The 2,710-nt window shown below is 28.2% G+C and carries 2 protein-coding genes; both read left to right on the forward strand.

Translation table 11 applies throughout. The features are described from left to right. Positions 1 to 1,721, forward strand: a 1,721-nt coding sequence (locus WC223_14000) for a tetratricopeptide repeat protein (protein ID MFA6925353.1), incomplete at its 5' end; no start/stop codon positions are given. Between the two features lie 197 nt (positions 1,722 to 1,918). Further along, positions 1,919 to 2,674: a LytTR family DNA-binding domain-containing protein gene (locus tag WC223_14005; GenBank protein ID MFA6925354.1), complete on the forward strand. Its 756-nt coding sequence runs from the start codon at positions 1,919 to 1,921 to the stop codon at positions 2,672 to 2,674. Positions 2,675 to 2,710 lie beyond the last annotated feature (36 nt).

Here is a 2,710-nt window from a genome sequence, read left to right on the forward strand (position 1 = left end):
ATAAAAAGGGCATTGCTAAAATTAATGCTAATACCGGTAGCATATATATTACATGGAACAATTACGACGAGGCAATGAAAAGATGTAAAAAAGCTCTGCAAACATACAAAGAGATAAATGATAAACCCGGCATCGCAAAAGTATTAGTCAACATAGGAAATATTTTCAAATCAAAAAATCAATATAAGGAAGCGGAATATTATTTTCAGGAATCCCTGACAATATTAAATGAATTAGGGTTAAAAAAAGAAACAAGTGGAGTGTTAAATAACATAGGAAACATTTATACTGCATGGGATGAAAATGAAATTGCCTTAAAATATTATCAACGAGCTTTAAAAATAGCAGAAGAATTAAAAAACAAAGAAGACATTTCAATGGTTTTGAATAACATTGGTTTAATTTACAAAAAGATTGGTAAATATAGCGACGCATTAAAAAATTTTACAAGAATATTGGATATACAAAATGAATTAAAAAGCAAAAGTATTATATCCACAATATATAGAAATATTGCGGAAGTATACGAAAAACAAGATGATTTTCAGAAAGCATTATATTATTATAAAAAATCATATAATTTAATGGATAAGAAAAGTAATGAATTAATTGCCGGATTACTGAACAATTTTGGAAACATTTACAAAAAACTCGGTAACTATAATGTTGCTTTGCAATATCTGAAACAAAGTATTTCAATAACAGATTCTATAAATAAATTCGGCAACCTTAATATCAAAAATCACAAAGACATATCTGATTTGTATTTTGCAATTAATGACTTTAAAAACGCCTACAAATATCAACTTTTATTTGTAACTTTAAAAGACTCGATATATAATAAAGAAATCCATAAGCAAATTGTAGAAATCAATACTAAATACGAAACTGAAAGAAAAGAAAAGGATATTAAAATTAAAGATTTAGAGCTGAAAAAAAATTACGAAAAAATAAAAAACCAACGAATAATTATTCTTTGTTTCATTTTGGGTTTTATTGTTTTTATAAGCAGTTTATTATTTGTATATAAATATAAGAAATTAAAAGATAATAAAAAAAGAAACATTCTGAAACAGGAATTAGACAGGTATATGAATTTATCTCTCACACAGCAAATCAAACCGCATTTTATTTTTAATTCCCTGAACTCGCTGCATTATTATTTAGCCCGTAACGACAATGAATTATCTATAAAATTTTTAGAAAAATTTTCCGACCTTATAAGAATAATATTAAATAACTCACAACATGAAACTATTCCAATACAAGACGAACTTGATGCATTGCAACTTTATCTTGAACTGGAAGCGATACGTTCGAAAAATAAATTTGAATATTCAATAAATATTGCTTCGGATATAGATACGCAGGAGTTTAAAATACCTACTTTATTGATACAACCTTATGTTGAAAATTCCATTTGGCACGGTTTAATGCATAGAGCAGACAAGGGGAAAATAATTATTGAAATGAAAAAGAAAGGTGATGTCGTCTTGTGTAGTATTGAAGACAATGGTATAGGACGAGAAAAGGCGATGGAATTTAGAAAAAAAAAAGATTACGGGCGGCAATCAATAGGAACCGATATCAAAGAAAAAAGATTAAATATAATTAATTCACTATACAAAACACAGATGAATGTAACATATATAGATTTAAAAGATGAACACGGAAGTGCAAAAGGAACAAGAGTGGAAATAAATATTCCGGTGATGACATAGTGTTAAAATAATGTAGTTTTGCAACAGTAATCAGTAATAAGGGGTAATCGGTATTTGGTAAAATTTTGCAGCTGATTACTGATAACCAAATATTTAAACAGATTGTTGCAGAATTATTTTTTTGATGCAATAGTACTATTAAGTGAATTTGGAATTTCACAAATAAAAGAGTTAACCATAAAATTATACTTATGCTTATGCTAAAAGCAGTAATCATAGATGACGAAATTGATGCAATAGAATATATTGAGTTAATTATCAAACAGAATTGTCCGGATGTTGTAATTGCTGGAAAAGCCAATTCGGGATTAGATGGAATGAAAGCAATCAATGAAAATAAACCCGACATTGTTTTCCTTGATATACGTATGCCATTGATGAGCGGATTTGAAATGCTGAAAAAGATACCCGACAGGGATTTTGAAGTAATTTTCACTACGGCTTTTGATGAGTATGCTATTAATGCTATCAGAGCGAGCGCTGTTGATTATCTGCTCAAGCCAATAAAGACACAGGAGTTGATTCAGGCAATCAATAAAGTCAAAGAAACTAAAGAAAAAACAACAAAAAAAGATGAAAAATATGATGTTCTTTTTGAAAATTTAAAATCCTCTATTCCGAAAAAATTGGTTTTTCATACTTTAAGTGGGCTGGAACTTATCAATATCACGGATATTATTTATCTTCAGGCAGAAGGATGTTATACTAAAATATACCTTAACAATGGTGAAAAAACAGTCATATCCAAAAATATCCTCGAAATAGAAAAATTATTGGATAGTAAGCATTTCTTTCGAACTCACAAATCTTATGTTGTCAATCTGCAATTCATAAAAAAATTCTCAAGACAAAAGGGGTACGTAGAAATGCTCAATAATTCCAAAATTGAAGTATCCCACAGAAAAAAAGCAGAATTAATGGATTTTATTGATAAATATTTTACTATTCATTAATTATTTGCTCTTAGTATGCAACCATCACCCTATTAT

The sequence above is a fragment of the Bacteroidales bacterium genome, assembly GCA_041671145.1.
Classification (GTDB): Bacteria; Bacteroidota; Bacteroidia; order Bacteroidales; family JAHJDW01; genus JAQUPB01.